Source organism: Micromonospora endophytica, assembly GCF_003236305.1.
GTDB lineage: Bacteria > Actinomycetota > Actinomycetes > Mycobacteriales > Micromonosporaceae > Micromonospora > Micromonospora endophytica.
Map to the genome: position 1 here is coordinate 1 of NZ_POTX01000305.1, position 5,880 is coordinate 5,880.

At 73.7% G+C, this 5,880-nt stretch carries 6 protein-coding genes; 3 read left to right on the forward strand and 3 right to left on the reverse strand.

From position 1 onward, the window contains the following. On the forward strand, window positions 1-337 hold a 337-nt coding region (locus C1I93_RS27485), incomplete at its 5' end, for a cellulose binding domain-containing protein (RefSeq protein WP_181445355.1). Between the two features lie 142 nt (window positions 338-479). Here the strand turns inward: C1I93_RS27485 and hemQ are convergent. From hemQ to hemE, 3 genes are read right to left on the reverse strand one after another with little or no spacing between them, the layout of a single operon-like run. Further along, entirely contained in the window at window positions 480-1,181 is a 702-nt protein-coding gene (hemQ, locus tag C1I93_RS27490; RefSeq protein ID WP_111246181.1) for a hydrogen peroxide-dependent heme synthase, read from the reverse strand. Beyond that, window positions 1,178-2,596 carry a protoporphyrinogen oxidase gene (gene hemG, locus C1I93_RS27495; protein ID WP_111246182.1) on the reverse strand — a complete coding sequence of 473 codons (1,419 nt, stop codon included), beginning with the start codon at window positions 2,594-2,596 and terminating at the stop codon, window positions 1,178-1,180. The genes hemQ and hemG overlap by 4 nt, the downstream gene beginning before the upstream one ends. A 5-nt stretch (window positions 2,597-2,601) precedes the next feature. Continuing rightward, window positions 2,602-3,696, reverse strand: coding sequence for a uroporphyrinogen decarboxylase (hemE, locus tag C1I93_RS27500; RefSeq protein WP_111246185.1), 1,095 nt, complete (start codon window positions 3,694-3,696; stop codon window positions 2,602-2,604). Window positions 3,697-3,861: 165 nt separating this feature from the next. On the opposite strand from hemE, the gene C1I93_RS27505 reads away from it, so the two are divergent. Beyond that, entirely contained in the window at window positions 3,862-4,434 is a 573-nt protein-coding gene (locus C1I93_RS27505; protein ID WP_111246183.1) for a DUF3000 domain-containing protein, read from the forward strand. Window positions 4,435-4,577: 143 nt separating this feature from the next. Beyond that, a partial coding sequence (locus C1I93_RS27510; RefSeq protein WP_111246184.1) for a ribonuclease D occupies window positions 4,578-5,880 on the forward strand: 1,303 nt, incomplete at its 3' end.

A 5,880-nucleotide genomic window follows, 5' to 3' on the forward strand; every position in this document is an offset into this window, starting at 1 on the left:
GCCCACCCCACCCACGTCCAACCCGCCGGCGGCGGGGGCTTGCGCGGCCACCTACCGGGTCACCTCGACCTGGTCCGGCGGCTTCCAGGGCGAGGTGCAGGTGACCGCCGGTAGCGCGCCGATCCGCGGCTGGCGGGTGACCTGGACGTACGCCAACGGCCAACAGGTCAGCCAGGCATGGAACGCCACGGTCAGCTCCAGTGGCTCCACGGTGACCGCCACGAACGTCAGCTACAACGGCAGCCTCGGTGCCGGTGCCAGCGCCACCTTCGGCTTCCTGGCATCGAGCAGCGGCACGAACAACACACCCACACTCACCTGTACGGCGACCGCCTGACCCTGGCGGGGCCGCGCCGACTCCCGCCGGCGCGGCCCCGACCGGCGCACCGATCGGCGGCACTGCGCTGGTGCGCTCTGCGAACTGTTAAAAGGGGCCCCCTGCTATGCACGAGGCGTTAGCAGGGGGCCCCTCCTTACACCTACACCAAATTCGCGATGATGTCGGCGATGGGGCGGCGGCGGCCGGTGTAGAACGGGACCTCTTCGCGCACGTGCAGCCGGGCCCGCGAGGCGCGCAGGTCACGCATCAGGTCCACGATCCGGTGCAGCTCGTCGGCCTCGAAGGCGAGCATCCACTCGTAGTCGCCGAGGGCGAACGAGGCGACCGTGTTGGCGCGGACGTCGGGGTAGCCCCGGGCCATCTTGCCGTGCTCGGCGAGCAGTTCCCGCCGCTCGGCGTCGGGCAGCAGATACCACTCGTAGGAGCGGACGAACGGGTAGACGCAGAGGTAGGCGCGGGCCTCCTCGCCGGCCAGGAAGGCCGGGATGTGGCTCTTGTTGAACTCGGCCGGCCGGTGCAGCGCCATCTGGGACCAGACCGGGGTCATCGCCCGCCCCAGCGTGGTCCGCCGCAAGCGTAGGTACGCGTCCTGCAGAGCGTCGCTCGACGAGGAGTGCCACCAGATCATCAGGTCCGCGTCGGCGCGCAGGCCGGACACGTCGTACGTGCCCCGGACCACCACGTCCTTGCCGGCCAGCTCCTCGATCAGCGACTCGACCTCGCCGGTGACGTTCTCCCGCAGTGTCGGCAGCGGCGCGCTGGCCCGGAACACCGACCACATGGTGTAGCGGATGGTGTCGTTCAACTCCCGCAGCCGGGCCGCGTTGCTCTGGTCCGTCATCTCCCCGATCCTTCCAGTGCCGTGATGATCTCCTCGGCCGCCGTCTCGCCGGAGCGGACGCAGACCGGGATGCCCACCCCGTCGTAGCCGGCGCCGGCCAACCGCAGCGTCGGATGCGCCGCCGCCAGGGCGGCTCGTGCGGCGGCCACCCGGTCCAGGTGCCCCGGGGTGTACTGCGGCAACGCGCCGCCCCAGCGTTGCACGTGCCCGTCGACCGGGGCCGGCAGCGGGGTGTCCAGCACCGCCGACAACTCCCGGTGCACGGTGGCGGCGAGATCCTCGTCGGGGCGTTGCAGCTGGCTCTCCTCGCCGTAGCGCCCCACCGAGGCGCGGACCAGCGCCACCCCGTCCGGCCGGCGCAGGTGCCCCCACTTGGTGGTGAAGAACGTCGACGCCTTGATCAGCAACCCCTCGGTGCCGGGCACCAGAAAGCCGGAGAGCTGCGGCAAGGTCGGCTCGGGCAGGGCCAGGGTGACAAGCGCGACGCTTGCGTAGTCCAGCCCGCCGATCCGCTCCGCCGCCTCGGCGACGAGGTCGTCGAGGTCGGCGAGGAGCCGGGCCGCCGGGCGGGCCGGCACGGCCAGCACCACCGCGTCCACGTCGACGTGCTCGGGATCACGGGTCGGCCCGACGGTGAGCCGCCAACCGGTGCCGATGGCGGTGAGTTCCCGCACCGCCGCGTTGCGGCGGATGGTCGCCCCGCTGGCCGTGGCGGCGGCCTCGACCAGGGTGCTGAGCCCGCCGTCGAGGGTGCCGAAGACCGGCTCGCCGGGGGCGCGTGGAGCGGCGGCCTGCGCCGCGCGTACCGCGCCGAGCAGAGTGTGTTCCGTGCGGGCCGCCCGGGCCAGGGCCGGCATGGTGGTGGCCAGGGAGAGGTCGTCGGCGCGGCCGGCGTACACCCCGCCGAGCATCGGGTCGACCAGCCGGTCCACCACCTCGTCACCGAAGCGGGACCGCACCAGCGCGCCGACCGGAACGTCCTGCCCCGGCCCGAGCAGCGGCCCGCCGCCGTCGCGGTCGGCCTCCGGCGTCGGCCGGGCCACCGTCGCCACCTTCTCCAGATCACCGGGTACGCCCACCAGTGTGCCGCCGGGAATCGGGCGCAGCTGACCGTCGACGGCGAGCGCCGCCTGCCCGACGCTCGGGTGCCTGATCCGCCCGGCCAGCCCGAGCCGGTGCACCAGGGCCACGGCGGCGGAGGGGCCACCGGCCGGGTCGCGCATCAGGAACGACTCCGCGCCGAACTCCACCGGGCCACCGGCCAGCTCACCGGTGCGCAGCTTGCCGCCGAGGGCGCCGGACTGCTCGTACACGGTGATCTCGGTGTCGGCGGGGGCGCGGTCACGCAACCGGAGGGCGGCGGCCAGGCCGGCGATGCCGCCGCCGACCACCGCCACCCGCCAGCGCGTCGTCATGGCGCTCAGCCGCCGGTGGAGAGTTCGTGCACCAGCGCGACCACCCGGGTCAACACCTCCGGGTCGGTCTCCGGCAGCACGCCGTGGCCGAGGTTGAACACGTGCCCGGGTGCGGCCCGACCCTGCTCGACGATCCGGCGTACCTCGGTCTCCACCACCGGCCAGGGGGCCAGCAGTACGCACGGGTCGAGGTTGCCCTGCACGGCCCGCTCCGGTCCGATCCGGCGGGTCGCGACGTCCAGTGGCGTACGCCAGTCCACGCCGACCACGTCGGCCCCGGCCTCGCCCATCGCGCCGAGCAACTCGGCGGTGCCCACCCCGAAGTGGATCCGGGGCACCCCGGCGTCGGCGAGCCCGGCCAGCACCTTCGTGGAGTGAGGCAGCACGAACCGACGGTAGTCGGCCTCGGAGAGCGCGCCGGCCCAGGAGTCGAAGAGCTGCACCGCGCTGACGCCCGCCTCGACCTGCACCCGCAGGAAGGCAAGGGTCATCTCGGCCAGCCGGCCGGCCAGGGCGTGCCACAGCTCCGGCTCGCCGTACATCAGTGCCTTGGTCTTCGCGTGGGTCCGCGACGGCCCACCCTCGACCAGGTAGCTGGCCAGGGTGAACGGTGCCCCGGCGAAACCGATCAGCGGGATGTCGCCCAGCTCCTTGACCAGCAGCCGGACCGCCTCGTCCACGTACGGGACGTCGTCGCGGCTGATCGGCCGGATCCGCTGCACGTCGGCGGCGGTGCGTACCGGCTCGGCCACCACCGGCCCGGTCCCCGGCACGATGTCCAGGTCGACCCCGGCGGCGGCGACCGGCACCACGATGTCGCTGAACAGGATCGCCGCGTCCACCCCGTGCCGGCGGACCGGCTGGAGCGTGATCTCGGTGACCAGGTCCGGCCGGCGGCAGGACTCCAGCATCGCCACGTTCGCCCGGATCTCGCGGTACTCCGGCAGCGACCGGCCGGCCTGCCGCATAAACCAGACCGGGGTGTGTGGCACCTCTCGACGCCGACACGCCCGCACGAAGGGTGAGTCGGCGGGCCCGCCAGGGCGGGATTCATCGTCTCGGGCGGCGGTGCCCGTGCTGTCCGTGCTCATCGCGGCCATCGTGCCACGCCCCACCCCGCTGAAAGGAAGGGCCCCTTATTAACGCCTCAGGTAGAGCAGGGGCCCCCTTTTAACACAAGGCCAGGCCAGCCCGGACGATCTTCACCGGTTGATCGTCGGCGCGCCGTCCGGGCCGGGCGGCAGGTGGCGGCATAGGCTGCGGGCATGGCCGCCCCGATCGCGCTTCCGGACACCTTCGCCCGCGCGGTGGCCGGGCTCCGGTCGGCGACACCCCGGCCGGAGATCCTGCTGGAGGAGATGGCCGCGCCGCAGCGACTGGCACCGTACGCCTTCGCGCTCTCCGCCTCGGTGCTGCGTGACGGCGACGAGGTGGCCACCGGGCGGTTGATCCTGCTGCACGACCCGGCCGGGCACGAGGCGTGGCAGGGCACCCTGCGGCTGGTCACGTACGTGACCGCCGAGCTGGAGGTCGACCTTGCCGCCGACCCGCTGCTGCCCGGGGTGGGCTGGACCTGGCTCACCGACGCCCTCGACGCTCAGGACGCGGGACACCGGGCCATCGGCGGCACGATCACGCAGACCACGTCGACACGCTTCGGCGAGCTGGCAGGGCCGGCCACCGCGAGCGACATCGAGATCCGCGCCTCGTGGACCCCGACCGGCAACGACCTCACCTCGCACCTGTACGCCTGGTGCACCCTGCTCGCCTCCACCGCCGGCCTGCCGCCGCCCGGTGTCACCGTCCTGCCGGAACGCCGCGCCGCCACCACCGGTTGACCCAGCAGCCCCCACCACAAGCACCGGTTCAGCCACGCCGCGAAGCCGCACGCGGCCACCCGCCATCACCGGTTTGAAGATCAGCCGACACGCGACGGGGCGGCTGCGCGCCGCGCGATCCGGTCGCACACTAGGGTTGTCAGGTGACCGACGAACCACCCCTGCGCCGTCGGGCCGCCGCAAGCCGTACGGGAAACGACACGCACCACCCGCCGTCGGCGCGGCCGGAGCCGTCGGACGCGGGGACCGAACCCACCGGCAGCGAGTCCGTGCCGCTGACCGCACCCCGTGAGGGCACCCCTGAGCCGATCGCCCTCCCTGAGCATCTCGCCGAGGTGGTGGCACGTTTCGCCGCCGGCACCGGGCCGGTGGCCCTGGACGCCGAACGCGCCTCCGGCTACCGCTACAGCCAGCGGGCGTACCTCGTGCAGCTGCGTCGCGCCGGCGCCGGCACCGCGCTGATCGACCCGTTACCCCTGCCCGACCTGAGCACCCTCGACGCCGCGATCGCCGATGCGGAGTGGGTGCTGCACGCGGCAAACCAGGACCTGCCCTGCCTGGCCGAGGTGGGGCTGCGGCCGCGCCGGCTCTTCGACACCGAGTTGGCCGCCCGGCTCGCCGGGTTCGAACGGGTCGGCCTGGCCGCGCTCACCGAACATCTGCTCGGCTTCAGCCTGGAGAAGCACCACTCCGCAGCGGACTGGTCCAGCCGACCGCTGCCGCAGTCGTGGCTGACCTACGCGGCGCTGGACGTGGAGCTGCTTGTCGACCTGCGCGACGCGCTCGACGCGGAGCTGACCCGGCAGGACAAGTCCGCGTGGGCCGCGGAGGAGTTCGCCGCGTTGGTGCGCACCGGGGCCCGGCCGCCGCGGGTACGCGCCGAGCCGTGGCGGCGCACCTCCGGCATTCACCGGGTACGCGGGCCGCGGGCGCAGGCCCGGGTCCGCTCGCTGTGGTACGCCCGCGACCAGATCGCCGCGCGCCGTGACTCGGCACCGGGCCGGGTGCTGCCCGACTCGGCCATAGTGGCAGCGGCCGAGCTGGACCCGAAGGACGAGAAGGCGCTGCTCACCCTGCCCGGTTTCGGTGGCCGGTCGGTGCGCCGGCTGGCCCGGACCTGGTTGGCCGCGCTCGACGACGCCCGACAGTTGCCCGACGACGCGCTGCCGGTGACGCCGACGGTGGAGGGTCCGCCCCCACCGCACCGGTGGGCCGAGCGGGATCCGGCGGCTGCCGCCCGGCTGGCGCGCTGCCGTGAGGTGGTGTTGCGGATCGCCGGCGAGCACCGTCTCCCACCGGAGAACCTGATCACCCCCGACACGGTCCGCCGGATCGCCTGGCAGCCCCCTGAGGAGATCACCGAGAGCACGGTGGCCGAGGTGCTACGCGGCTTCAACGCCCGCGAATGGCAGATCACCCTCCTGCTCCCCTCCTTCGCCGAAGCCC